This is a genomic window from Pseudomonas parakoreensis (assembly GCF_021602155.1).
GTDB classification, from domain to species: domain Bacteria; phylum Pseudomonadota; class Gammaproteobacteria; order Pseudomonadales; family Pseudomonadaceae; genus Aquipseudomonas; species Aquipseudomonas parakoreensis.
In genome coordinates this window covers 1-26,387 of record NZ_BQHY01000027.1, presented here as the reverse complement: position 1 = coordinate 26,387, position 26,387 = coordinate 1, and the positions used below count along the sequence as shown (strand labels likewise).

The 26,387-nt window shown below is 61.6% G+C and carries 20 protein-coding genes; 9 read left to right on the top strand and 11 right to left on the bottom strand.

What is annotated here, in order from left to right:
* The first annotated feature begins 270 nt into the window (after positions 1–270).
* The 5 genes from L6D63_RS26800 (at position 271) to nagE (ending at position 7,586) form a co-directional block, all read left to right on the top strand.
* Complete coding sequence (locus tag L6D63_RS26800) at positions 271–1,002, top strand: GntR family transcriptional regulator (RefSeq protein WP_027610964.1); 732 nt, start codon at positions 271–273, stop codon at positions 1,000–1,002.
* A gap of 30 nt (positions 1,003–1,032) precedes the next feature.
* Positions 1,033–2,139, top strand: coding sequence for an N-acetylglucosamine-6-phosphate deacetylase (nagA, locus tag L6D63_RS26795; protein WP_047292725.1), 1,107 nt, complete (start codon positions 1,033–1,035; stop codon positions 2,137–2,139).
* Entirely contained in the window at positions 2,132–3,142 is a 1,011-nt protein-coding gene (locus L6D63_RS26790) for an SIS domain-containing protein (protein ID WP_047292722.1), read from the top strand. Before nagA ends, L6D63_RS26790 begins: the two co-directional genes overlap by 8 nt.
* A 179-nt stretch (positions 3,143–3,321) precedes the next feature.
* Positions 3,322–5,835 (top strand): phosphoenolpyruvate--protein phosphotransferase, encoded by a 2,514-nt coding sequence (gene ptsP, locus L6D63_RS26785; protein ID WP_047292720.1) that lies wholly within the window; start codon positions 3,322–3,324, stop codon positions 5,833–5,835.
* Positions 5,836–5,870: 35 nt separating this feature from the next.
* A complete protein-coding gene (nagE, locus tag L6D63_RS26780) occupies positions 5,871–7,586 on the top strand; it encodes an N-acetylglucosamine-specific PTS transporter subunit IIBC (protein ID WP_131671493.1) in 1,716 nt (571 codons plus the stop codon).
* A gap of 122 nt (positions 7,587–7,708) precedes the next feature.
* On the opposite strand, the gene L6D63_RS26775 is transcribed toward nagE, so the two are convergent.
* The 3 genes from L6D63_RS26775 to purL form a co-directional block, all read right to left on the bottom strand.
* Positions 7,709–8,071 (bottom strand): DUF6124 family protein, encoded by a 363-nt coding sequence (locus L6D63_RS26775; RefSeq protein ID WP_047292716.1) that lies wholly within the window; start codon positions 8,069–8,071, stop codon positions 7,709–7,711.
* Between the two features lie 1,013 nt (positions 8,072–9,084).
* Positions 9,085–9,396 carry a YqfO family protein gene (locus L6D63_RS26770; RefSeq protein WP_131671492.1) on the bottom strand — a complete coding sequence of 104 codons (312 nt, stop codon included), beginning with the start codon at positions 9,394–9,396 and terminating at the stop codon, positions 9,085–9,087.
* 5 nt (positions 9,397–9,401) lie between these two features.
* On the bottom strand, positions 9,402–13,298 hold the full coding sequence (gene purL / locus L6D63_RS26765) for a phosphoribosylformylglycinamidine synthase (protein WP_047292712.1): 3,897 nt from the start codon (positions 13,296–13,298) through the stop codon (positions 9,402–9,404).
* A gap of 285 nt (positions 13,299–13,583) precedes the next feature.
* Here purL and mltF point away from each other — a divergent pair, with 285 nt between their 5' ends.
* Entirely contained in the window at positions 13,584–15,044 is a 1,461-nt protein-coding gene (gene mltF, locus L6D63_RS26760; RefSeq protein ID WP_080963251.1) for a membrane-bound lytic murein transglycosylase MltF, read from the top strand.
* 85 nt (positions 15,045–15,129) lie between these two features.
* On the opposite strand, the gene pdxJ is transcribed toward mltF, so the two are convergent.
* The 8 genes from pdxJ to lptF all read right to left on the bottom strand — a co-directional run bounded on the left by pdxJ (position 15,130) and on the right by lptF (position 23,552).
* A complete protein-coding gene (gene pdxJ, locus L6D63_RS26755; protein ID WP_131671491.1) occupies positions 15,130–15,876 on the bottom strand; it encodes a pyridoxine 5'-phosphate synthase in 747 nt (248 codons plus the stop codon).
* A 39-nt stretch (positions 15,877–15,915) separates the two neighbouring features.
* Entirely contained in the window at positions 15,916–16,605 is a 690-nt protein-coding gene (gene recO / locus L6D63_RS26750; protein ID WP_047292710.1) for a DNA repair protein RecO, read from the bottom strand.
* A gap of 170 nt (positions 16,606–16,775) precedes the next feature.
* Positions 16,776–17,678, bottom strand: coding sequence for a GTPase Era (gene era / locus L6D63_RS26745; protein WP_041064729.1), 903 nt, complete (start codon positions 17,676–17,678; stop codon positions 16,776–16,778).
* Positions 17,671–18,360, bottom strand: coding sequence for a ribonuclease III (rnc, locus tag L6D63_RS26740; protein WP_024011703.1), 690 nt, complete (start codon positions 18,358–18,360; stop codon positions 17,671–17,673). Before rnc ends, era begins: the two co-directional genes overlap by 8 nt.
* 183 nt (positions 18,361–18,543) lie before the next feature.
* Positions 18,544–19,398 (bottom strand): signal peptidase I, encoded by an 855-nt coding sequence (gene lepB / locus L6D63_RS26735; RefSeq protein WP_041064734.1) that lies wholly within the window; start codon positions 19,396–19,398, stop codon positions 18,544–18,546.
* Positions 19,399–19,407: 9 nt separating this feature from the next.
* Positions 19,408–21,204 carry a translation elongation factor 4 gene (gene lepA / locus L6D63_RS26730; RefSeq protein WP_041064736.1) on the bottom strand — a complete coding sequence of 599 codons (1,797 nt, stop codon included), beginning with the start codon at positions 21,202–21,204 and terminating at the stop codon, positions 19,408–19,410.
* Between the two features lie 172 nt (positions 21,205–21,376).
* Positions 21,377–22,438: an LPS export ABC transporter permease LptG gene (gene lptG, locus L6D63_RS26725; protein ID WP_131671490.1), complete on the bottom strand. Its 1,062-nt coding sequence runs from the start codon at positions 22,436–22,438 to the stop codon at positions 21,377–21,379.
* On the bottom strand, positions 22,431–23,552 hold the full coding sequence (gene lptF, locus L6D63_RS26720) for an LPS export ABC transporter permease LptF (protein ID WP_047292707.1): 1,122 nt from the start codon (positions 23,550–23,552) through the stop codon (positions 22,431–22,433). The genes lptG and lptF overlap by 8 nt, the downstream gene beginning before the upstream one ends.
* Before the next feature lie 308 nt (positions 23,553–23,860).
* Here lptF and L6D63_RS26715 point away from each other — a divergent pair, with 308 nt between their 5' ends.
* The 3 genes from L6D63_RS26715 to L6D63_RS26705 are packed head-to-tail and all read left to right on the top strand — an operon-like array spanning position 23,861 to position 26,235.
* A complete protein-coding gene (locus L6D63_RS26715; RefSeq protein ID WP_047292705.1) occupies positions 23,861–25,351 on the top strand; it encodes a leucyl aminopeptidase in 1,491 nt (496 codons plus the stop codon).
* Positions 25,352–25,411: 60 nt separating this feature from the next.
* Complete coding sequence (locus tag L6D63_RS26710) at positions 25,412–25,840, top strand: DNA polymerase III subunit chi (RefSeq protein WP_095667436.1); 429 nt, start codon at positions 25,412–25,414, stop codon at positions 25,838–25,840.
* An 8-nt stretch (positions 25,841–25,848) separates the two neighbouring features.
* Entirely contained in the window at positions 25,849–26,235 is a 387-nt protein-coding gene (locus L6D63_RS26705) for a hypothetical protein (protein WP_047292702.1), read from the top strand.
* The last annotated feature ends 152 nt before the right edge of the window (positions 26,236–26,387 follow it).

The following is a 26,387-nucleotide window of genomic DNA, read 5'->3' as shown; positions in this document are numbered from 1 at the left end:
GTCACCAGAAAAAAAATAAATCAAAAGATCGCAGCCTGCGGCAGCTCCTACAGGGTTGATACCACTTCCCACTGTAGGAGCTGCCGCAGGCTGCGATCTTTTGTTTTTTACAGCCCACCCCTAATACCACTTAAAACCACAAACCCCGAAACCCGCCATTTCATTGGGCTACACGCCAATTCACTGCGTTGACATGGTATTCAAGTGGTATTAATTTCCGCCCCACAAGCGAGCCACAACAATCCTATACTCGCGTCGGAAATGACCTACATGAACGACCTCCAGGCCCTACGCCCAGATGACTCCCAGCCGACGCCGCTGTACCTGCAGCTAGCGCGCAATCTGGAATCGGCGATCCATTCCGGGCAGTGGAAGGCCGAGCAGGCCATGCCCTCCGAGCGCAACCTCAGCGAGCAACTCGGGATCTCCCGGGTCACCGCGCGCAAGGCGCTGGAGGTGTTGCTCGATCAAGGTCTGATCCGCCGCTTGCAAGGTTCCGGCACCTTCATCACCCCACGCCTGGAACAACCGCTGTCACGCCTCTCGGGCTTCAGCGAAATGCTCCGCCTCAAGGGTTTCGTGCCCAGCTCGCAGTGGCTGGAACGCGAAATCACCCTGCCGACTCACGAAGAACTGATCCGCCTGAGCCTGTCGCCGAACGACAAGGTGGCGCGCATGAAACGCCTGCGCAAGGCCGACGACACCGTGATGGCCATCGAGATGAGCACCCTGCCCGCCTCGATCATGCCCAAGCCGCACCTGGTCGGCGATTCGCTCTACGAGTACCTCGACGGCATCGGCAAACCGATCGTCCGCGCCCTGCAGCACATCCAGGCGATCAACGCCTCGGACGAGTTCGCCGCACTGGTCGGCATCGCCCCCGGCACCGCCATGCTGCTGATGACCCGGGTCGGCTACCTGGAAGACAACACGCCGATCGAAGTCACCGACACCTATTGCCGCAACGACTACTACGACTTTGTTGCAGAGCTTCGCCGCTGACCAGCAGCCAGGCCAAACGAGAGAAGCAAAATGTCCGAAGACAACATCCTCACCGCCAGCGGCTGGGTTCGCGGCCGGCTGATTCACGAACACGGCAAAGTCGTGTCGATCGAAGGCGTGCCCTGCGATCCGGCCGACAATGACCTGCCGTACCTGCTGCCGGGTTTCATCGACCTGCACGTCCACGGCGGCGGCGGCAAAGACATCATGGAAGGCGCCAGCGCCTTCGAAACCATCACCAAAACCCACGTGCGCTTCGGCACCACTTCACTGCTGGCCACCACCATGACCGCGCCGAGTGCCGAGATCTCCAGCGTGCTGAAAGAAGTCGGTGAGTTCTGCGAACAGCGTCCGCAAGGCGCCGCCCGCGTCCTTGGTGTGCATCTGGAAGGCCCGTACATCAACCCGGGAAAACTCGGCGCGCAGCCGAACTTTGCCCACACCGCGTTGATGGCCGAGGTCGAGCAATACCTCGCGCTGGCGCCGATCCGGGTGATCACCATCGCCCCGGAAATCGCCGGCCACGACGGCTTGATCCGCGAACTCAGCAGCCGCGGCATCCGCATGCAGATTGGCCACACCCTCGGCAGCTACGAGGAAGGCGTTGCCGCCCTCGATGCCGGCGCGACCAGCTTCACCCATTTGTACAACGCCATGAGCCCGCTGCATCACCGCGAGCCGGGCATCGTCGGCGCCGCGCTGGCCCACGCCAAATTCGCCGAACTGATCCCGGACTTGTTGCACGTGCACCCCGGCGCGATCCGCGTGGCCCTGCGTTCGATCCCTTGTCTGTACTGCGTCACCGATTCAACCGCCGCCGCCGGCATGCCCGACGGTGAATACAAGCTCGGCAGCCACACCGTGACCAAATGCCTGGGCGGCGTGCGCCTGCCCGACGGCACGCTGGCCGGCAGCACCCTGACCATGGATCAGGCCCTGCGCAACCTGGTGAAGATCGGTTTGCCGATCGCCGAAGCCTCGCAACGTCTTTCGCAATTCCCCGCCGACTACCTCGGCATCACCGAACGCGGGCGCCTGCAACCGGGCGCCTGGGCCGACTGCGTGCGGCTGGATCGCTCACTCACACTGACCGCCGTCATGGTCGAAGGAGAAGACATTGACTTCAAAAATGCTTGAAGAGGCGCTGTCCTCGTTCGAGGCCGTGCAAGCCCAACTGCAACAGCTCGACCCGCAGATGATCGAGATCGCCGGACGCCTGCGCCGTCAGCCGCCGCAAGTGGCAATGACCGTCGCGCGCGGCAGTTCCGACCACGCGGCGAGCTACTTCGCCTACCTGACCATGCAGCAACTGGGTGTGCCGGTGGCGTCGTTGCCGATGTCGGTGGTGACCATGCAGCAGGCACCGTTGAAGGTCAGCGGTCAGGTGGCGTTCGCGTTCTCGCAATCGGGGCAGAGCCCGGATCTGGTCAACAGCCTGCGTCTGCTGCGCAAGCGTGGCGCGCTGAGCGTATCGATGGTCAATGCCGCCGATTCGCCACTGGAAGCGGCGTGTGAATTCAGCCTGCCGCTGCTCGCCGGCACCGAAAGCAGTGTCGCCGCGACCAAGAGTTTCATCGCCACCCTCAGCGCCAGCGCCCGCCTGATCGCGCACTGGAAAGAAGACCGCGAACTGCTGGAAGCGCACAACGCCCTGGCCGAAGGACTGCGCGATGCGGCGCAACAGGACTGGAGCAGCGCGATCGACGCCTTGCGCGACTGTGAACGGCTGATGGTCATCGGCCGTGGCGCCGGTTTTGCCATCGCCCAAGAGGCCGCGCTGAAGTTCAAGGAAACCTCGGCGATTCAGGCCGAAGCGTTCAGCAGCGCCGAAGTCCGTCACGGCCCGATGGCGCTGATCGACGCGCATTACCCGCTGCTGGTGTTCGCCCCGCGCGGTGCCGAACAGGCCGGCCTGATCAGCCTCGCGGCAGAGATGCGTCAACGTGGCGCCCGTGTGCTGCTCGCGGCACCGGACGACATCCTCGAGCGCGACCTGACCCTGAGCCGCGCCGAACACCCGGCCCTCGACCCGATTCTGGCGATCCAGAGCTTCTACGTGATGGCCGCTGGCCTGGCCGTGGCCCGCGGCATGAACCCGGATCAGCCGCGCCACCTGAGCAAAGTGACCCGTACGCACTGACCACTGCTGAACGATGCACAACCCTGTCGGCGGACGCGAAAACCGTTGATTGATGCACAACCCTGTAGGAGCTGCCGAAGGCTGCGATCTTTTGATTTTGATCCAAAAAACAAGATCAAAAGATCGCAGCCTGCGGCAGCTCCTACAGGGGAAAGCGAAATTACTGATGAGACCGAGCCATGCACAACAACAATAAAGAGCTGACCCTCAGCGCCCCGCTCAGCGGCCCGGTGCTCACGCTCGCCAAAGTCCCGGACGCGGTGTTCGCCAGTGGCGCGATGGGCGACGGCATCGCCATCGACCCGTTGAATGACACCCTGTACTCGCCCTGCGCCGGGGAGATCATCCACGTCGCCCGCACCGGCCACGCGCTGACCGTGCGCGCCGACAACGGCGCGGAAATCCTCCTGCACCTGGGCCTCGACACTGTCGAACTGAACGGCGAAGGCTTCTCGATGCTGGTCAAGCAAGGCACGCGGGTCGACAAGGGCCAACCGTTGTTGCGCTACGACCTGGACAAGGTCGGCCAGCAGTGCAAAAGCCTGGTCAGCCTGCTGATCCTGACCAACAGCCAGGACTTCCAGGTACGCCCGATCACGCTCAAAGCGGTGAAAGTCGGCGAGCCGCTGCTGCACATCATTGCCCGTACCAGTACGGCGGCGAATGCTGAAGTGCTGGGTGGGCCAGCGGTGCAGGGGCTGGCCTTGGTGGCACATCGCGGCGGCCTGCATGCGCGCCCGGCCGCGCTAATTCGCCAGACCGCACAAGGTTTCAAGAGCCAGTCGCAGCTGCACTTCGCCGGCCAATCGGCGCCGTGCAACAGCCTGATCGGGCTGATGGGCCTGGGCATCGGTGAACAGGATGAAGTGCAGGTCAGCTGTCAGGGACCGGACGCCGAAGCCGCGCTGCAGGCTTTGCTCAATGCGCTGGCGACCGCCCTGCCCGATGATCATCACGCCGCTGCGCCGGCCAGCGCCACACCGCGCAAACGCCCGGCCGAGGCGGGTGTGCTGCAAGGGGTGTGCGCCGCACCGGGTCTGGTCGGCGGGCCGCTGTTTCGCTTGAATGCGATCAGCCTGCCGGCAGATACAGGCAGTCATGATCCGCTGGTGCAACAGCAGGTGCTGGAGTCGGCGCTGAAGCAGGTTCGCAACGAAATCAACGCCACGCTCACCCAAGCAAAAAAGCACAAGAACATCGATGAAGAAGCGATCTTCGCCGCGCACCTGGCCCTGCTCGAAGACCCGGCCCTGCTCGACGCCGCGCAGCATTCCATCGATCAAGGCACAGCGGCGACTCACGCCTGGAGCCAGTCGATCGATGTGCAGTGCGAAGTGCTGCAACACACCGGCAGCGCACTGTTGGCCGAACGCGCCAACGACCTGCGCGACCTCAAGCAACGGGTGCTGCGCGCCGTGCTCGGCGAAGCCTGGCATTACGACGTGCCGGCCGGGGCCATCGTCGCTGCGCATGAACTGACGCCGTCGGATCTGCTGCAACTCAGCGCCCAGGGTGTCGCCGGGTTGTGCATGGCCGAGGGTGGCGCGACGTCGCATGTCGCGATTCTGGCGCGCGGCAAAGGCCTGCCATGCCTGGTGGCGTTGGGCGCCGCTCTGCTCGATCAGCCGCAAGGTCAGTCGGTTGTGCTGGATGCCGATGGCGGCCGCCTCGAACTGGCGCCGAGCACCGAACGCCTGACCGAAGTGCAGCAGGCGCAAATGGACCGTCAGCAACGCCGCGATGCGCAACAGGCCAAGGCGCATCTGCCCGCCGAAACCCGCAATGGCGTGGCCATCGAAGTGGTCGCCAACGTTGCCTCCAGCCATGAAGCGGCGGACGCCTTTGCCAACGGTGCCGATGGCGTCGGCCTGCTGCGCACCGAGTTTCTGTTCGTCGACCGGCAGACCGCGCCGGACGTCGAAGAGCAGCGCGCCGCCTATCAAGCCGTGCTCGATGCCATGGGCGAGCACTCGGTGATCATCCGCACCATCGACGTCGGCGGCGACAAGCAACTCGACTACCTGCCGCTGCCCGCCGAAGCCAATCCGGTACTCGGCCTGCGCGGCATTCGCCTGGCTCAGGCCCGTCCGGAAATCCTCGATCAGCAACTGCGCGCACTGCTGCAGGTCAGCCCGTTGCAGCGCTGCCGGATCCTGCTGCCGATGGTTACCGAAGTCGATGAACTGCTGCACATCCGCCAGCAGGTCGATGCGCTGTGCCTGGAGCTGGGCATCAATCAACGTCCGGAAATCGGCGTGATGATCGAAGTCCCCGCCGCCGCGCTGCAAGCCGAGCAACTGGCCGAACATGCCGACTTCCTGTCCATCGGCACCAACGACCTGTCGCAATACACCCTAGCCATGGACCGCGATCACGCAGGTTTGGCCGCCCGGGTCGATGCCCTGCACCCGGCGCTGCTGCGACTGATCGCCATGACTTGCGCAGGCGCGGCGGTGCACAAGCGCTGGGTTGGCGTGTGCGGTGCCCTCGCCTCCGACCCACTGGCGACGCCTGTACTGATCGGCCTCGGCGTAACCGAGTTGTCGGTGAGCCCGGTGCAAATCGGTGAAATCAAGGATCGCGTGCGCCAGCTGCACGAGGCCGAATGCCAACGCCTCAGCCTCGACCTGTTGAAACTCAACAGCGCCGCTGCGGTTCGTCACGCCTGCCACCAGCATTGGCCTCTGCACTAACAACAAGCTCTCTACAAAGAGCAGGGAGAACCACCATGTACCAACTCTTCATCGAAGGCCTGCAACGCCTCGGCCGCGCGCTGATGCTGCCGATCGCGATCCTGCCGATTGCCGGCCTGCTGCTGCGTCTGGGTGACACCGACCTTTTGAACATCGCGATCATTCACGATGCCGGCCAAGTCATTTTTGCCAACCTGGCAATGATCTTCGCCATCGGCATCGCCGTCGGGTTTGCCAAGGACAACAACGGCACCGCGGGTCTGGCCGGAGTGATCGGTTACCTGGTGATGATCTCCACCCTCAAGGTGCTCGACCCGAGCATCAACATGGGCATGCTCGCCGGGATCGTCAGCGGCCTGATGGCCGGGGCGCTGTACAACCGCTTCAAAGACATCAAGCTGCCGGAGTACCTGGCGTTCTTCGGCGGCCGGCGCTTCGTGCCGATCGTCACCGGGTTCGCCGCCGTCGGGCTGGGCGTAGTGTTCGGCTACATCTGGCCGCCGATCCAGCACGGCATCAATGCCTTCGGCGCGCTGATGATGGAAAGCGGCAGCATTGGTGCGTTCGTCTTTGGCGTGTTCAACCGCCTGCTGATCGTCACCGGCCTGCACCACATCCTCAACAACATGGCGTGGTTCGTATTCGGCAACTTCACCGACCCGACCACTGGCGCACTGGTCACCGGCGACCTGTCACGCTACTTCGCCGGTGATCCAAAGGGCGGCCAGTTCATGACCGGCATGTTCCCGATGATGATCTTCGGTCTGCCTGCTGCGTGCCTGGCGATGTACCGCAACGCGCTGCCGGAGCGGCGCAAGGTCATGGGCGGGATCTTCCTGTCGATGGCGCTGACCTCGTTTTTGACCGGGGTAACCGAACCCATCGAATTCGCCTTCATGTTTTTGGCGCCGTTGTTGTATCTGCTGCATGCGCTGCTGACCGGCCTGTCGATGGCGATCACCAATGCGCTGAACATCCATTTGGGTTTTACCTTCTCTGGCGGCTTCATCGACATGGTGCTGGGTTGGGGGCGCTCGACCAATGGCTGGTTGGTGATTCCGGTCGGGCTGGCTTACGCCGTGGTGTATTACGCGGTGTTTGATTTCTGCATTCGTCGCTTCAATTTGAAGACGCCGGGGCGAGAGGATGTGGCGTCGGCCGAAAAGTCGGTGCTGACAGAAAACGAACGTGCGGCTGCGTACATCAAAGCCTTGGGCGGTGCCGAGAATCTGGTCACAGTTGGCGCCTGCACGACTCGTCTGCGCCTGGAAATGGTTGATCGCAACAAGGCTTCCGACGCTGATTTGAAAGCTCTGGGTGCGATGGCCGTGGTACGCCCGGGCAAGGGCGGCAGCTTGCAGGTGGTGGTCGGGCCATTGGCCGACAGCATCGCCGACGAAATCCGCCTCGCCATGCCGACGCTGGGGCGTGCGTTGGTGGCTGCGCCTGCGGTGGTAGTCGAGGAATCGAAAGCTGCAATGGTCGCTGCACCGGAAGCCCAACAATGGCTGACGGCGTTGGGCGGTAGCGAGAATGTGCTGCAGCTGGACTGCATCGCCCTGACCCGCATTCGCCTGCAACTGGTCGATGGTAAAGCGTTGTCCGAGGCTCAGTTGAAAGAGCTGGGGTGCCAGGGTGTCAGCCCGCTGGAGGGTGGGGTCTGGCATTTGTTGATTGGTGAGAAAGCGGCGAGTTTGAGTGGGGCGATTGAGGCGTTGGTTAATCGGAGTGAGGTCAGCGCCAAGGTTTGACTCGCCGGCGTCTGGGCGGGCCTCTTCGCGAGCAAGCTCGCTCCCACATTGACCTGTGTACGCCGGTCAAATGCGGGAGCGGGCTTGCTCGCGAAGAACGATAACGCGGTGAACCTGAGAGATCAGGTCTGTGGATCGACTCGATCCAGCGCGCGGTTTACCGCGAGTTCGGCGAGCATGACGATCTGCTGGATGGCAAGAGCGGTGCTGCGTTGCAGACCGCTGAGTTCGTTGGCGAAGTTGCTGGCCATGGCACTGGCGCAGGCCAACGATTCGTAGGCGTGGGCTAGCAGGGTTTCGGAGTCGACGTTGGGGTTGACCAAGAACATCGTGCTGGGCTGATGCGCCTCAGCGGATTGCGGGGTGAAGTAGAAATCGACAGCGCGCTTGATGGCTTCACGGTCTTTTGTCAGGTCTTCGACGCGGATGGCGTCGGCGGGTGGCGCTGTAGTTTCGTGGGGTGGATCGGGGATTAGCTTGTCCAAAATTCAACTCCTGCTAAGGCGTGTGAAGATGCCATCGTTCGCCGGATCTCACGCGGCAAAGAGGTGGCAGCTATGTGCAGGGTGAGATCCACCGGAGCAGGCAACCGGCCAGACCGAAGTCTGCCCGCACACAGCCGCCATAAAGCAGGCAGCAGATTGAGCTGGCGCCAATTATCGTGGTGTTGGCGCTAGTTGCAAGCATTCCGGGGATCTCACGCCCGGTCGCTGAATTGGCAGCGACAGACAAAGCCTAGAGACCGGACGTCCGAGGGACAACCTGAAAACCTTGTGGGAAGGTTCTGGTAGTTCCACACACTCTTAAACACAAAACATCCCGTGTAGGAGCTGCCGAAGGCTGCGATCTTTTGATCTGGCCTTTGACTGTAAAAAACCAAAGTCAAAAGATCGCAGCCTTCGGCAGCTCCTACAGGTGAGTACTGCACCCGATAGAAATTGGTCGTTTTTCAGGCCGCCATCGCTGGCAAGCCAGCTCCCACAGTTTTGATTTGTGTATACCCCATGCGGCGCAGCCGCCCACTCAACACAATGAGCGCAAGCTCGAGTACCGCTCTTGATCTTGATCCACGGGCGACATCGGAAGGCTGAGCGGAGGGATTGATCCGGGGGTGGGAGCGCAGCGACCGTTTGGCGCAGCCAAACACAGCGAGAGGAGGTGCAGCGAAGCAAACCGTAGGCGCTGCCCCCGGATCGATCCCGCAGCGAAGGGACCCCGAGCCCCAGCGAGCGGGCCGAACGCAGGAGCAAGCGTTTTTTTGCTTACTTTTTTTAGGCGTTTGTAAAAAAAGTGAGTCGCCGTAAGGGCGAAACCGCCAGCCGCCGCACCCGAAGCAACGGATACTCACTCAATCAGACAGAGCATGGTCGCCTATAAGGGCGCCATCGCTGGCAAGCCAGCTCCCACAATGAAACGCAGTCACCCCTCAAATCGCAGGCAACAAAAAACCCGCAGACAATCACTCATCTGCGGGTTTCCCGTTCCAGCGGCAGAAAGATCAGAAATCCTCCAGCCGCCACACCTCATAAGCCGGCGTCTCGTAAGGGTGGCTCAGCTTAAGAGCAGCCACCACCTCACGAATCAACGCATCACAAACCACAAGCTCAACCTTCCATTCCTCGACCCGCTCAACCCGCCCCGCCTCGCCAATGAACGGCTGACTGCCGTGCAAAGGCCGAAACTGACCAGACCCAGGCACCTGCCAAGCACAGTGGTCATAGTCCCCGATCCGCCCACCACCGGCAGCGAATACAGCGTCCTTGACCACCTCGACATGACTGTCGGGAACAAAAAACGCGAGCTTGTACACAGGCCTCAGTTCACCCAGACGCGCGCGTTACGGAACATGCGCATCCAAGGAGCATCTTCGGTCCAGTCCTCCGAACGCCACGAGTTCTGCACCGCGCGGAACACACGCTCCGGGTGCGGCATCATGATCGTCACACGACCGTCACGGCTGGTAAGGCCGGTGATCCCGCGCGGCGAACCGTTCGGGTTGGCCGGGTAGGCTTCGGTGACCTTGCCGTGGTTGTCGACGAAACGCATCGCCACGCAACCGGACAGATCGGCTTCCAGCAAGGCTTCCTCGCTGGAGAACTCGGCATGGCCTTCACCGTGCGCGATGGCGATCGGCATGCGCGAACCGGCCATGCCCTGCAGGAAGATCGAGTTCGATTCCTGGATCTGCACCATCGCCACGCGCGCTTCGAACTGCTCGGAGCGGTTGCGCACGAAGTGCGGCCAGAACTCGCTGCCCGGGATCAGCTCGTGCAGGTTGGACATCATCTGGCAACCGTTGCACACGCCGAGGGTGAAGCTGTCGTTACGCTCGAAGAAGCCCTGGAATGCATCGCGGGCACGGCTGTTGAACAGTGCCGACTTGGCCCAGCCTTCACCGGCGCCGAGGACGTCGCCGTAGGAGAAACCACCGCAGGCCACCAGGCCTTTGAACTCGTTCAGGTCAACACGGCCGGCGAGAATATCGCTCATGTGCACGTCGATCGCGTTGAAACCGGCGCGGTCGAATGCGGCGGCCATTTCCACCTGACCGTTGACGCCCTGCTCACGCAGCACAGCCACCTGTGGGCGAATGCCTTTCTTGATGTAAGGCGCGGCGATGTCCTGGTTGACGTCGTAGCTGAGCTTGACGCTCAGGCCCGGGTTGTCCTCTTCCAGCAGCGCATCGAACTCTTGCTCGGCGCAGTCGGCGTTGTCGCGCAGGCGCTGGATCTGGTAGCTGGTTTCAGCCCAGGTACGTTGCAGCAGACGACGCTGGCCTTCGAACACGGTGTCACCGTTGAAGGTGATGTTGATCTGGCCATTGTTGATCGGCTGACCGATCACGGAAACGCAGTCACCCAGACCGGCAGCGCTGAACTGCGCGAGGATGTCCGGTGTGGCGTCCTGACGAACCTGGATCACCGCACCCAGTTCTTCGTTGAACAGGATGGCGGCGATTTCTGCCGAGGATTCAGCAACGCTGTCGAGGTTCAGGCTCAGACCGCAGTGGCCGGCAAAGGCCATTTCCACCACGGAGGTCAGCAGCCCCCCGTCGGAACGGTCGTGGTAAGCCAGCAGGTGACCGTCGGCGTTGAGGCCCTGGATCACCGCGAAGAAGGCTTTCAGGTCTTCGGCGTCATCAACGTCCGGAGCCTGCTTGCCGAGCTTGCCGTGAACCTGAGCGAGGATCGAGGCGCCCATGCGGTTCTGGCCGCGACCGAGGTCGATCAGGATCAGGTCGGTGGTGCCTTTGTCCATGCGCAGTTCCGGGGTCAGGGTCTGACGGATGTCAGCCACTGGGGCGAAACCGGTCACGATCAGCGACATCGGCGAGGTCACGGTTTTTTCTTCACCGTTGTCGTTCCAGCGGGTGGCCATGGACATCGAGTCCTTGCCGACCGGAATGGTGATGCCCAGCTCAGGGCACAGTTCCATGCCGACCGCTTTCACGGTGTCGTACAGACGCGCGTCTTCGCCCGGGTGGCCGGCAGCGGACATCCAGTTCGCCGACAGTTTGATGTCGGAGAGCTTGTTGATGCGCGAGGCGGCAATGTTGGTCAGGGTTTCGCCGATGGCCATGCGGCCCGACGCCGGAGCGTCCAGCAGCGCCAGCGGAGTACGCTCGCCCATGGCCATCGCTTCACCGGTATAGACGTCGAAACTGGTGGCGGTGACGGCGACGTCGGCCACCGGAACCTGCCATGGGCCGACCATCTGGTCACGGGCCACGAGGCCGGTGATGGTGCGGTCGCCGATGGTGATCAGGAAGCTTTTGCTCGCCACGGCCGGATGGTGCAGGACGCGCTCGATGGAATCGGCGATGTCGAGGTTCGACGGATCGAAGTCATCGCCCAGCTCGGCTTCGCGCACCACCGAACGGTGCATGCGCGGCGCCTTGCCCAGCAACACTTCCAGCGGCATGTCCACCGGGTTGTTGCCGAAGTGGCTGTCGGTCACCGTCAGTTGCGGCTCGGCAGTGGCTTCACCGACCACCGCAAACGGGCAACGCTCGCGTTCGCAGATCGCCTTGAAGCGCTCGAAGTCAGCCGGGCCGACCGCCAGAACGTAACGTTCCTGGGATTCGTTGGACCAGATTTCGTGCGGGGCCATGCCCGGCTCGTCGTTTGGAATGTTGCGCAGTTCGAAACGGCCACCGCGGTCGCCGTCGTTGACCAGTTCCGGGAAGGCGTTGGACAGACCGCCCGCGCCCACGTCGTGGATGAAGCTGATCGGGTTCTTGTCGCCCAGCTGCCAGCAACGGTCGATGACTTCCTGGCAGCGACGTTCCATTTCAGGGTTTTCACGCTGAACCGAAGCGAAGTCCAGATCCGCCGAGCTGGTGCCGGTGGCCATCGAGGACGCGGCGCCGCCGCCCAGACCGATCAGCATCGCCGGGCCGCCGAGCACGATCAGCTTGGAGCCGACGACGATCTCGCCTTTCTTGACGTGCTCTTCACGGATGTTGCCCATGCCGCCAGCCAACATGATCGGCTTGTGGTAACCGCGAACTTCGTCACCGTGCGGGGTGCTGATCGACTGTTCGAAGGTACGGAAGTAGCCGGTCAGGGCCGGACGGCCGAATTCGTTGTTGAACGCGGCGCCGCCAAGCGGGCCTTCGATCATGATGTCCAGCGCGGTAACGATGCGCTCAGGCTTGCCGTACGGCACTTCCCACGGCTGTTCGAAGCCCGGGATCTGCAGGTTGGACACGGTGAAACCGGTCAGGCCGGCCTTTGGCTTGGCGCCACGACCGGTCGCGCCTTCGTCGCGGATCTCGCCGCCGGAACCGGTGGACGCGCCCGGGAAAGGGGCGATCGCGGTCGGGTGGTTGTGGGTCTCGACCTTCATCAGGATGTGCACCGGCTCCTGCACCGCGCCGTACTGGCGGGTTTCCGGATCCGGGAAGAAGCGGCCGGCGACGTTACCGACGATCACCGAAGCGTTGTCCTTATAAGCGGACAGCACGCCTTCGTTGTGCATCTGATAGGTATTCTTGATCATGCCGAACAGGCTTTTTTCCTGGCTCTCGCCGTCAATATCCCAACTGGCGTTGAAGATCTTGTGGCGGCAGTGCTCGGAGTTGGCCTGGGCGAACATCATCAGTTCGATGTCGTGCGGGTTGCGCTTGAGACCGTTGAAGGCGTTGACCAGATAGTCGATTTCGTCTTCGGCCAGGGCCAGGCCCAGCTCGGTGTTGGCTTTTTCCAGCGCGGCGCGGCCGCCACCAAGAATGTCGATGGCGGTCAGCGGCTTCGGCTCGGCGTGGCTGAACAGACCCGCGGCCTGTTCCAGATTGCCCAGGACGATCTGGGTCATGCGGTCATGCAGCACGTCGGCAATCTGCTGGGCTTCAATGTCGCTGAACTGGCCGGCCACGTAGAACGCGATGCCGCGCTCCAGACGCTGGATCTTGCTCAGGCCGCAGTTGCGGGCGATGTCGCTGGCCTTGCTCGACCATGGCGAGATGGTGCCGAAACGCGGCAACACCAGGAACAGACGGCCGGTCGGCTCTTGTACCGGAACGCTTGGGCCGTACTTCAGAAGGCGCGCAAGCACCTGCTGTTCGTCGCCGGTCAGGACGCCGGTGACTTCGGCGAAGTGAGCGAATTCAGCATACAGGCCATTGACAGCTGGAACCTTCTGGCTCAGTTGCTCAAGGAGTTTGCTGTGGCGAAAGGCAGAAAGGGCAGGAGCGCCGCGCAGGATCAACATCTTCGGGACAGCCTCGGGAAGGGGTGTGCTTTGAGGCCGTGCATTCTAGCCTAAACCGCCCTCAACATCACCCGAAACGCTACGCACGGTTGCACTCGGATATCAATCTGTGTTTCTGCCTTTGAAGTCAAATTTCGAGCGTGTGCGGGCCACGCTTATTTTTTCTGTCACAAAATGCCGTTCAGCCCCATTCCTGCGGGGTTTCGTGCGGTTTTGTGATCTCTAGCAGACAAGCCGCTCACTGTCGAGATATGGCGCCCGCAGCCGTTTGCGTATACTGCGCAGATGTTTTTCCCAACGGCTTTGCGTCCGCGGTACGCCAAATGGCTGATCGCAACCGGACTCTTCCTGATGCTCGGTGGTTGTGTTGATAAACCCAACACACTCGAGCGCGTAAAGGAGGATGGTGTGCTGCGGGTGATTACCCGTAACAGCCCCGCCACCTACTTTCAGGATCGCAGCGGTGAAACCGGCTTCGAATACGAGCTGGTGAAGCGCTTCGCCGACGATTTGGGGGTCGAACTGAAGATCGAGACCGCCGACAACCTCGACGACCTGTTCAACCAGATCGGCAAGCCGAACGGCCCGGTACTGGCGGCGGCGGGCCTGGTCAGCAGCGAGGAACGCAAGAAGCAGGTGCGGTTCTCCCACTCCTACCTCGAAGTCACCCCACAGATCATCTATCGCAACGGCCAGTCGCGGCCGACGGATCCCGGCGATCTGGTCGGCAAGAAGATCATGGTGCTCAAGGGCAGCACCCACGCCGAACAGCTGGCGGAGCTGAAAAAGAAATTTCCGGGCATCGAATACGAAGAATCCGACGCCGTGGAAGTGGTCGACCTGTTGCGCATGGTCGATGAAGGCCAGATCGACCTGACGCTGGTTGATTCCAACGAAGTGGCAATGAACCAGGTGTACTTCACCAACATCCGTGTGGCCTTCGACCTCGGGGATGCGCGCAGCCAGAGCTGGGCGGTGGCCGCCGGCGAAGACAACAGCCTGCTCAACGAGATCAACGCCTACCTCGACAAGGTGCAGAAGAACGGCACCCTGCAGCGCCTGAAAGACCGTTACTACGGCCACGTCGATGTCCTCGGCTACATGGGCGCCACCACCTTCGCCCAGCACCTGCAGCAGCGCCTGCCCAAATACGAACAGCACTTCAAGGCCTACGCCAAGAAAGAGAAAATCGACTGGCGCCTGCTCGCGGCCATCGGTTATCAGGAATCGCTGTGGCAACCGGCGGTCACTTCGAAAACCGGCGTGCGCGGTTTGATGATGTTGACCCAGAACACCGCTCAGGCGATGGGCGTGTCGAACCGGCTCGATCCCAAGCAAAGCATCATGGGCGGCGCCAAGTACCTGGCCTACATGAAGGATCAGCTCGACGAATCGATTCAGGAACCGGACCGCACCTGGTTTGCGCTGGCGGCGTACAACGTCGGCAGCGGCCACCTCGATGACGCGCGCAAACTGGCATCCCGCGAAGGCCTGAACCCGGACAAGTGGCTGGACGTGAAGAAGATGCTGCCGCGCCTGTCGCAGAAGCAGTGGTACAGCAAGACCCGCTACGGCTATGCCCGGGGCGGCGAGCCGGTGCATTTCGTGGCGAACATCCGTCGCTACTACGACATCCTGACCTGGGTGACCCAGCCGCAGCTTGAGGGCGATCAGGTGGCCGAAGGCAATCTGCATGTGCCGGGGATCGACAAGTCAAAACCGGCTCAAGAGCCTGCCCCGCTCTAAAAGCAAAAGATCGCAGCCTTCGGCAGCTCCTACAGGGTTTTGCGTACATCTGTAGGAGCTGCCGAAGGCTGCGATCTTTTGATCTTCAGCCTTTGAGCGCGGCTGCCAGAATCAGCGCCTTCATCTCGGACACTGCCGACTTGAACCCGACGAACAACGCATGCGCCACCAGCGCATGGCCGATGTTCAGTTCGTTGATGCCTTTGATCGCCGCCACCGCTTCGACGTTGTGATAATGCAGGCCATGCCCGGCATTGACGATCAGGCCCTGCGCCAGACCAAATGCTACGCCGTCCGCCACACGCTTCAATTCCTCAGCAACTTCGGTCGGGGTTTCGGCATCGGCGTAACGCCCGGTGTGCAGCTCGATGGCCGGTGCACCAACGCGCTTCGACGCAGCGATCTGGCGCTCGTCGGCATCGATGAACAGCGACACTTCGCTGCCGATCTTCGACAGGCGCGCGACCGCCGCCTTGATCCGCTCTTCCTGCCCCGCTACATCCAGACCGCCTTCAGTGGTCAGTTCCTGCCGGGTCTCCGGGACCAGGCAGATGTGCGCCGGACGGATGCGCTCGGCGAACGCCATCATTTCTTCAGTGACGCCCATTTCGAAGTTCATGCGGGTCTGCAGCACATCCTTGAGCAGCAACACGTCGCGCTCCTGAATGTGCCGGCGGTCTTCACGCAAGTGCACGGTGATGCCGTCGGCGCCCGCCTCTTCCGCGTCCAGCGCTGCCTTGACCGGATCCGGGTAGCGTGTGCCACGGGCCTGACGCAGGGTGGCGACGTGGTCGATGTTCACGCCAAGAAGAATGCGATTGCTGGTGGTCACGGATGCGCTCCTGAAGGGAAAGATTCGGCGCACAGCATATCAGGGCTTGCGAAATAGCTCGCGGCTGACGAGGGGGCGACCGCCCAAATGAACGGCCAGTGCCTGACGCATCAGACGCTTGGCCGCCGACAGTGCACCGGGCGCGGTCCAGTCGGCTTCGGCCATGGCCAGCAGTTCCGTGCCGTTGAACAGACCCGGCTGCAACAGGAAGACGCGCTCAAGCCCGGCATCCACTTGCAGGCGATAGAGGCCATCCGCAGCCACTGGCTCGCCGTGGATGTCAGTGTTCATCGAGAAGCCGTAACCGAGGTCGTCCAGCAGGCGCCATTCGAAGGAGCGCAACAACGGCTCCAATGGGCGGCCTTCGGCCAGGGCCAGCAGGGTTGCAGCGTAGTGATCGAACACCGCCGGGTGCGGATCTTCGGCGGGCAGCAGGCGGATCAGCAGCTCATTGAGATAGAGGCCGCTGAACAGCGCATCACCGACCATCCAGGTCGCGTTGCCGGCACTTTCCATGCGCCCGACATTCTTCAACTCACCCTTGCCACGAAACTCGACTTCCAGCGGCACGAACGGTCGCGCCAATGTCCCGGCCTTGCCCCGCGCACTGCGCAACACCGCCCGCAGCCGACCTTGCGGCGTGAGGAAATCGACCAGCGCGCTGGTTTCGCGGTAGGCGCGCGAATGCAGGACGTAGGCGGGTTGGGCGGGAGGTGGGGTTTGCGACATGGAGTTCTCGATGAAGAAACGCAGTCTTGAGATCAACATAAACCAAATGTGGGAGCGGGCTTGCCCGCGATGGCGGATTCACATTCAACATCTCTGTTGAACATTACATCCTCATCGCGGGCAAGCCCGCTCCCATAGGGTTCTCTGGTTTAAACAGGAACCGAGATTTTTTACAGGTCGCCGTAACCCAGCGAACGCAGAGCACGCTCGTCGTCGGACCAGCCGCCCTTCACCTTCACCCACAGGTTGAGCATGATCTTGGCGTCGAACAGCAACTCCATGTCCTTGCGCGCTTCGGTGCCGATACGTTTGATGCGCTCGCCCTTGTCGCCAATGATGATCTTCTTCTGGCCGTCACGCTCAACGAGGATCAGCGCATGGATGTGCAGGGTCTTGCCTTGCTGCTTGAACTCTTCGATCTCGACGGTGATCTGGTAAGGCAGTTCGGCGCCCATCTGGCGCATGATCTTCTCGCGCACCAGTTCGGCAGCGAGGAAGCGGCTGCTGCGGTCGGTGATCTGGTCTTCCGGGAAGAAATGATCGTTCTCCGGCAAGTGATCGGCGATGACCTTTTCCAGCGCGTCGAGGTTGTGCCCTTGCTGCGCGGAAATCGGGATGATCTGCGCGTTCGGCAGCTGTTCCTGCAACCACGACAGGTGTGGCATCAGCTCGGCCTTGTCTTCGATGCGGTCGGTCTTGTTCAGCGCGACGATCAGCGGACCGGTCACGTACTGCACGCGCTCCAGCACCATCTGGTCTTCTTCGGTCCACTTGGTGCGATCGACCACGAAGATCACCACGTCGACGTCTTTCAACGCCGCCGAGGCGGTTTTGTTCATGTAGCGGTTCAGGGCCTTTTCGCCACCCTTGTGCATGCCGGGGGTGTCGACGTAGATCGCCTGGACGTCACCTTCGGTCTTGATCCCGAGCATGTTGTGACGGGTGGTCTGCGGCTTGCGCGAGGTGATCGCGAGCTTCTGGCCGAGGATGTGGTTGAGCAACGTCGACTTGCCGACGTTGGGACGGCCGACGATGGCAACGTAGCCACAGCGAGTTGCGTTTGTATCAGTCATTGCCATTCTCCACGCCCAGGGCAATCAGTGCTGCGGCGGCCGCTACCTGTTCGGCAATACGACGGCTCACACCCTGACCTCGGCTTTTTTCATTCAATAAGACCACTTCGCACTCGACGAAGAAGGTACGGCAGTGCGGCTCACCCTGGATGTCCACCACTTCATAGCGCGGCAGTTCACAACCGCGCGATTGCAGATGTTCCTGCAGACGGGTCTTCGGATCCTTGTTGGTGTCGACCAGCGTCAGGCCTTCGAACTCACCGGCCAGCCAGGCCAGCACACGCTCGCGAGCGACGTCCATGCCAGCATCCAGGTAGATCGCGCCGATCAGCGCTTCGAGGGCGTCGGCCAGAATCGATTCGCGACGGAAACCACCGCTTTTCAGTTCGCCCGAACCCAGACGCAGGTAGTCACCCAGATCGAAACCACGGGCCAGCACGGCCAGTGTCTCACCCTTCACCAGGCGTGCGCGCAAACGCGACAACTGGCCTTCGCGAGCCAGCGGGAAGCGATCGAACAGCGCCTCGCCGGCGACGAAGTTGAGGATGGCATCGCCAAGGAATTCCAGGCGTTCGTTGTTACGCCCGGCAAAGCTGCGGTGCGTGAGGGCCAGCAGCATCAGCTCCTGATCCTTGAAGGTGTAACCGAGCTGGCGCTCGAGACGGCTTAGAGAAACGCTCACGGTTTACCCACGCTGAGTTCGTGGCTGGATTCCACTGCCATCGCCGGGGTACGGCGCAGGCCTGGGACAATTAACGCTGTGTTCAAAAATGACGTCCTGAATATCGTGGCTTCATGCCCTGGCGCCAATTTGTGTCGACGCCAGAAATGCATTCGGCGCTGTGGTCAACAGCGCCGTGATTGATTACTTGATCAGGCCAACCCGCGAGAAGTTCGGCAGGTGGCTGAGTTTCGGTTCCGGCCAGCTCATCCAGACAGCGAAGGCTTTGCCGACGATATTCTGGTCGGGAACCATGCCCAGCAGATCCTTGGGAATGTTCGGATCATCCCAGTAGCGACTGTCGTTGGAGTTGTCGCGGTTGTCGCCCATCATGAAGTAGTGCCCGGCCGGCACGGTCCAGGTATGGTCCGGCGTCGCGCGGTAGCGGCTCATTTCCTTGCGGATCAGGTGCTCGGCGGCGCCGAGTTTTTCCTTGTAGAGTTCCGCGCTGCCCAGCGTGCCCGGCTCGGAGCCGACCAGTTGCTCGGCAATCGACTCGCCATTGACGAACAGACGCTTGTCGGCGGTGTAACGCACCGTGTCGCCCGGAACGCCGACTACACGTTTGATGTAGTTGACGTTCGGGTCGCTCGGGTAGCGGAACACCATCACATCGCCACGCTGTGGATCACCGACTTCGATGATTTTCTTGTCGATCACCGGCAGGCGGATCCCGTAAGAAAACTTGTTCACCAGAATGAAGTCGCCGACGTCCAGCGTCGGTTTCATCGAGCCGGACGGAATCTGGAACGGTTCCACCAGGAACGAACGCAGCACCAGCACGATGAACAGCACCGGAAAGAACGACTTGCCGTATTCAACCAGCAACGGCTCTTTGTTCAGCTTCTCGACCACCACGGGCTCCGGCTGGCTGACACTGCCTTGATAAGAGGCAATCGCAGCACGCCGACGCGGCGCCAGGAACAGCAGATCGAGCAACGCCAACAGGCCGCAGACGAACACGGCGATGACCAGCAACAGCGGGAAATTTAGTGACATAGGACCTGACTATTCCAACCTGAGCACGGCGAGGAAGGCTTCTTGTGGAATTTCCACGTTGCCGACCTGCTTCATGCGTTTCTTACCGGCCTTTTGCTTTTCAAGCAGCTTTTTCTTACGGCTTACGTCACCGCCGTAGCATTTGGCCAATACGTTCTTTCTGAGTGCCTTGACGGTTGTCCGGGCAACGATCTGACCGCCAATGGCCGCCTGGATCGCCACGTCGAACATCTGACGAGGAATCAGTTCTTTCATCTTCTCGGTCAACTGGCGACCTTTGAAGTGCGAATTGTCACGGTGCACGATCAACGCCAGGGCGTCGACCTTGTCACCGTTGATCAGCACGTCCAGTTTCACCAGATTAGCCGATTGGTAACGATCGAAATGGTAATCCAGCGAAGCATAGCCGCGGCTGGTGGATTTGAGACGGTCGAAGAAGTCCAGGACCACTTCGTTCATCGGCAGGTCGTAGGTCACTTGGACCTGATTGCCGAGGAACAGCATGTCGACCTGTACGCCGCGTTTCTCGATGCACAGGGTGATGACGTTGCCCAGGTGTTCCTGCGGAACCAGGATGTTGGCGCGCACGATTGGTTCGCGCATGTCTTCGATGGCCGACACATCCGGAAGCTTGGACGGGTTGTCGACGTAAATCGTTTCACCGGTTTTCAACACCAACTCGAAAATTACCGTTGGCGCGGTGGTGATCAGGTCCAGGTCGTATTCGCGCTCCAGGCGCTCCTGGATGATCTCCATGTGCAGCATGCCGAGGAACCCGCAACGGAAGCCGAAGCCCAGGGCGTCGGAGCTTTCCGGGGTGTACTGCAGCGAGGAGTCGTTCAGGGTCAGTTTCTGCAGCGCTTCGCGGAAGTCCTCGAAGTCGTCGGAACTGACCGGGAACAGACCGGCGTAAACCTGTGGCTGGATGCGTTTGAAGCCGGGCAGCACTTCAACGTCCGGGGTCGAACTCAGGGTCAGGGTGTCACCGACCGGTGCACCGTGAATGTCCTTGATGCTGGCGATGATGAAGCCCACTTCGCCGGCCTTGAGGTCGGCAGTGGCAGTGTGTTTCGGGTTGAACACACCGACGCTGTCCACCAGGTGGATCTTGCCGGTGGATTTCACCAGGATCTTGTCGCCTTTCTTCACGCGGCCATGACGCACGCGCACCAGGGAGACAACGCCCAGGTAGTTGTCGAACCAGGAGTCGATGATCAACGCTTGCAGCGGATCTTCGATGTTGCCGGTCGGCGCAGGAATGGTCGCGACCAGACGCTCGAGCACTTCGTCGACACCCAGGCCGGTCTTGGCACTGCAGGTAACGGCGTCGGTGGCGTCGATGCCGATGATCTTCTCGATCTCGTCCTTGACGCGGTCCGGCTCGGCCTGTGGCAGGTCGATCTTGTTCAGCACCGGCATGACCTCGAGGCCTTGCTCGATGGCGGTGTAGCAGTTGGCCACGGACTGGGCTTCAACACCCTGACCGGCATCGACCACCAGCAACGCACCTTCACACGCAGCCAGGGAACGGCTGACTTCGTAGGTGAAGTCGACGTGACCCGGGGTGTCAATGAAGTTCAGCTGGTAGGTGACGCCGTCTTTGGCTTTGTAATAGAGGGTAACGCTGTGGGCCTTGATGGTGATCCCGCGTTCGCGCTCCAGATCCATGGAATCCAGTACCTGGGCTTCCATTTCACGCTCGGCCAGGCCACCGCACATCTGGATGAAACGGTCAGCCAGCGTCGACTTGCCATGGTCAATGTGGGCGATGATGGAGAAATTGCGGATATGACTCAAATCACTCACGGATCAACACTCAAAAAGGCTGCAGGCTTGGCCCGCCGAAAAATAGCCGGGAATTGTACCTGATACACGGCGCAAGCGTCACGTTCGCCTGTCACCCGGCTTGCATACGAAAACGCCCCGGTCTGTCGACCGAGGCGTTTTCGCGGTTAAAGCATTGGCAACAACGCGGTCATCAACCGGCGCGTCGCAGCAACCAGACACCCGCCAGCGCACAGACCGAGGCCGGCACCAGCACCGCGAACAGCGGCGAGAAGCCAAACACCAGGCTCGACGGGCCGAGCAGATCCTGGACGATGCGGAAGGTGAAGCCTACCAGCACACCAGTGAACACCCGCTGACCGAGGGTCACCGAGCGCAACGGGCCGAAGATGAAGGAAATCGCCATCAGCACCAGCGCAGCGGTGACCAGCGGCTGCAACACCTTGACCCAAAATGCCAGCCAGTAACGACCGTTGCTCAGGCCTTGATCCGCCAGATAGTGGATATAGCCCCACAGACCGGAAATCGACAGCGACTCAGGCGCCATCACCACCGTGTTGAGCAATTGCGGGCTCAGCGACACGTCCCACTCCTCGCTCGGCGCATTCACCACTTCGGTGCTGCGCTCGTGGAACACCGTGGTGGTCACGTCAGTGAGCAGCCAGCGCTTGCCGTCGAACTCCGCACGCTTGGCGAAGCTGGAGCTGAGCAGGTGGCGCTCTTTGTCGAAGTGATAGCGGGTCACGCCATACAGCAGGCCGTCAGGTTGCACGGCGTTGATATGGATGAACTCCTCGCCCTGACGGTGCCACATACCGTGTTTGGCGCTCTGCGCATCGCCGCTGCCTTGCGCCAGCGAGCGATTGGCCTGCGCCATGCTTTCGGTGGCCGGGGCCACGTATTCACCGATCAGCACACCGGCCAGCATCAACACCAGCATGGGCTTCATGACCGCCCAGACAATGCGCCCGATGGACACACCCGCAGCGCGCATGACCGTCAGCTCGCTGCTGCTGGCCAGACTGCCGAGGCCGATCAGACAGCCGATCAGCGCGGCCATCGGCAGCATTTCATACAGACGGCGCGGCGCGGTGAGCAGGACGAAGCTCAGCACATCGGTCAGGGTGTAGGTATCGCTGACGTCGCTCATCTCGTCGATGAAGGCAAACAGGGTCGCCAGACCCAGAATGATCGCCAGCACCGCGATGATCGCCACGAATACGCTGCTGCCGATGTAGCGGTCGAGTTTAACCACGGGCCACCTCCAGCGCAGCGCTGCGACGACTGGCCAGCTTCAGGCGCAACGGTTCCCAGTACAACAGGCCGAGACCGATGAACAGGAAGATCCCGTGCACCCACCACAGGCCAAGGGCCGGTGGAATCTTGCCTTTTTCGAGGGCGCCGCGGGCGGCAATCAGGATGGTCAGGTAAGCCATATAAAGAAGAATCGCCGGCAGCAGCTTCAGGAAACGGCCCTGACGCGGATTGACCCGCGACAGCGGCACCGCCATCAGGGTCACGATGAATACCAGCAACGGCAGCGAAATCCGCCATTGCAGTTCGGCCCTGGATCGCTCGTCGTCGGCGCTCAGCAGGGTCGAAGTCGGGATCGCATCACGGTCGGTAACTTCGTCGCTGGCATCGGGCTTGGGCAGCAATACACCGTAGGTGTCGTATTTGATCGCGCGGTAATCGGCCTGACCCGGGCTGCCGTCATAGCGATAGCCGTTGTGCAGGATCAGGTAGCGGTTGCCGTCCGAGTGGACTTCCTGCCGCCCCTTCTCGGCCACCAGTACGGAAATCCCGCGGTCTTTCTGATCCGAGCCGAGGTTCTTCTGCGAGATGAACACGCCGCCGAGGTTGACGCGATCGTCGGTCAGGCTTTCGGTGTAGGTCACCCGGGTACCGTCACGCAATGCCTGGAAACGGCCGGGTTCGAGGGTATCGAACTCGGTCAGCGCGTCCTGCTTGTTCAGCAGCAGCTGAAACTGATTGGCGCCCTGCGGGGCCAGGCTCAGGCTCAGCCACGCGACGGCCAGTGCCACCAGCGTTGCCGGGAACAGGGTCATGCGCAGCAGACGCTGCTGACTCATGCCGGTGGCCGAGAGCACGGTCATTTCGCTTTCGAGGTACAACCGGCCGTAAGCCAGCAGGATCCCGAGAAACAGGCCCAACGGCAGGATCAGCTGCATGAAACCCGGCAGGCGGTAACCCATGATCAGGAACAGCGATCCCGGATCGAGTTGGCCCGCAGCGGCCTGGGCAAGGTATTTGATGAAGCGACCGCTCATGATGATGACCAGCAGCACGGCGCTGACGGCGCTCAGGGTCAACATCACTTCACGGGACAGATAACGGAAGACGATCAAACCAGACACTCCAGGGTTGTCAGGCTAAGGCGGCCAAACAAGCAAACGTTTCGAGCGACCCGCAAGGCAGAGCCGTCGAAAAAAGATGCGGCATTATCCTGTGATTGAGGGCGCCTGTCACTGCGCACACTCACCCAAGCGTAGATTCCGTTGAAGATCGCACAACCGAGGGTTGTCAGGCGCGGTGAGCGAGGTTCAAACTGCCGCCTTCGTCGCAGGCACAGACCTGCGCCTCTTCTATCTATAAGCAGGCGACTGCGGACACCGTCGAACGCCTGCGTGTTGACCATTCATTCAGGGATCCGGACATGGAACTGGTTGTAAAAAGCGTTAGCCCAGAAACGTTGAAAACCGCCACCCTGGTGGTTGCCGTCGGCGAAGGCCGCAAACTCGGCGTTGCCGCCCGACAGGTCGACGAGCTGAGCGGTGGCGCGATCAGCGCCGTGCTCAAGCGTGGCGACCTGGCCGGCAAGGTCGGTCAAAGCCTGCTGCTGCACAGCCTGCCGAACCTCAAGGCCGAGCGCGTGCTGCTGGTCGGCGTGGGCAAGGATGAAGAACTGGGTGACCGTCCGTTCCGCAAAATCGTTGCCGGCATCCTCAACACCCTGAAAGGTCTGGGCGGCAGCGACGCCGTACTGGCCCTGGATGAAATCATCGTCAAGAACCGCGACAGCTACGGCAAGACCCGCCTGCTGGCCGAAACCCTGGTGGATGGCGAATACACGTTCGACCAGTTCAAGAGCCAGAAAGCCGAACCGCGCGCCCTGAAGAAAATCACCCTGCTGACCATCAAAGCCGCCCAGGCCGAAGTGCAGCGCGCGGTGAACCATGCCACCGCCATCGCCAACGGCATGGCGTTCACCCGCAATCTGGGCAACCTGCCACCCAACATCTGCCATCCGACCTTCCTTGGCGAACAAGCCAAGAACCTGGGCAAAGAGTTCAAGGATCTGAAAGTCGAAGTCCTCGACGAGAAGAAGATCAAGTCCCTGGGCATGGGTTCGTTCTACGCCGTCGGTCAGGGCAGCGCCCAGCCACCGCGCCTGATCGTCATGCAATACAACGGTGGCAAGAAGTCCGAGAAGCCTTACGCGCTGGTCGGCAAAGGCATCACCTTCGACACCGGCGGTATCAGCCTCAAGCCTGGCGCCGGCATGGACGAAATGAAGTACGACATGGGCGGCGCGGCCTCCGTGTTCGGTACCCTGCGTGCCGTCCTTGAGCTGAAGCTGCCGATCAATCTGGTGTGCATCCTCGCCTGTGCGGAAAACATGCCGAGCGGCACTGCGTCGCGTCCGGGCGACATCGTCACCACCATGAGCGGCCAGACCGTGGAAATCCTCAACACCGACGCCGAAGGCCGTCTGGTGCTGTGCGACGCGCTGACCTACTCCGAGCGCTTCAAGCCGCAAGCGGTGATCGACATCGCCACCCTGACCGGTGCCTGTGTGGTTGCACTCGGTGCACACACGTCTGGCCTGCTGGGCAACAACGACGAGCTGATCGAGCAACTGCTCAGTGCCGGCAAGGCCGCTGACGACCGCGCCTGGCAACTGCCGCTGTTCGACGAATACCAGGAGCAGCTGGACAGCCCGTTCGCCGACATCGCCAACATTGGCGGGCCGAAGGCCGGCACCATCACCGCCGCATGCTTCCTGTCGCGCTTCACCAAGAACCTTAACTGGGCGCACCTGGACATCGCCGGCACCGCATGGACCAGCGGCGGCAAGGACAAAGGCGCCACTGGCCGTCCGGTTCCGCTGCTGACCCAATACCTGCTGGACCGCGCCAAAGCCTGAAACCGATGAACCTGGGCGGCGTCACTCTACGGTGACGCCGCTCAAGGCTCAGGAACCGCAATGACCAAAGTCGACTTCTACATCCTGCCCAGCGCCGATCCTTCGGCTCGTCTGGACTTTGCCTGCAAGCTCACCGAGAAAGCCTGGCGCATGGGCCACCGCATCTACCTGCATTGCAGCGATGCTGCTCAGCGTGATGATCTCGATGCGCGCCTGTGGGCATTCAAGGGCGAAACCTTCGTCCCTCATGGCCCTGCCGACAGTGAGCCGGACGGTTTGATCGTGCTGGGACTGGGCGCCGACTGCGGCGAACATCAGGATCTGCTGGTCAACCTCGACCTGAAAGTCCCGGCCTTCGCCAGTCAATTCGCCCGCGTGGCGGAAGTGGTGGTGGAAGACCCGACGATTCGCGCGGCGGCACGGGAGAGTTTCCGTTTCTACCGCGAACAGGGCTATCCTCTGCAAGATCACCGTTTACAGCGACTCTGAGTACGCCGATGGACACTCCAAAACCGCTGCAAAAGCCTGCGCACCTGCTGGACGATCTCGAATCGATCCGCCAGTTGCTCGGCGATGACAACCTGCAACCGCCACTGCTGACCGACACGGTCGATGACGGTGAACAGGAACAGATTCCGATGCTGTTCGAGGCCGTCGACGCCACGCCGCCGACCATCGAACCGACACCTGCTCCGGCTCCGGCACCCGCTGCCGCACCTGTGGATAAAGGCCCGGACGCCCTGCTGCACCTGGACAGCGAACTGCGCGCCGCCGCGCAATTGATCATGCAGGACGTGATCGACGACTTCGCACCGCACATTGAAACCGAAATCAAACGCCGCCTCGAGGCGCGGATGGAACGGTTGCTCAGCCAGTACGAATAACCCGGATGGATCTCCTTGTGGCGAGGGGATTTATCCCCGATCGGCTGCGCAGCAGTCGTGAACCCTGCGAATACGCAGCGTGATTGAGTTATTTGGGGCTGCTGCGCGGCCCATCGGGGATAAATCCCCTCACTACAAGGGTTCCCCCCAAC